At 50.3% G+C, this 286-nt stretch carries 1 protein-coding gene; it reads right to left on the minus strand.

What is annotated here, in order from left to right:
* Window positions 1-286, minus strand: a 286-nt coding sequence (locus tag AB4653_RS19820; protein WP_372105112.1) for a hypothetical protein, incomplete at both ends; no start/stop codon positions are given.

The raw sequence follows: 286 nt of genomic DNA on the forward strand, positions 1-286 counted from the left end.
TCCGTCATAAACGAACTGGGTAATCGTTGCCCCATCTGCACTTTGCACTGGCATCACATCAACCGTGCCTGTCGTGACAACACCAGCAGCCAAATCAGCCACCGTTGGCTCAGTAATGGTCAACGTTTGGTTTTGCATGCCTTGCACATCATCGCTGACCGTCACTTTCAATGGCGACATCAATGAATCGTCACCATCGCGGTCGACGGCAAATACAGGCAGTTCAAAGCTCAGATCGTTCTTCGCTTGGCCATCAGCATGATCTAACGCTTCAAGCAGAGTAAAG

Origin of the sequence: Vibrio sp. 10N.222.48.A3, from assembly GCF_041475345.1 — a bacterium.
Lineage (GTDB): Bacteria > Pseudomonadota > Gammaproteobacteria > Enterobacterales > Vibrionaceae > Vibrio > Vibrio tasmaniensis_A.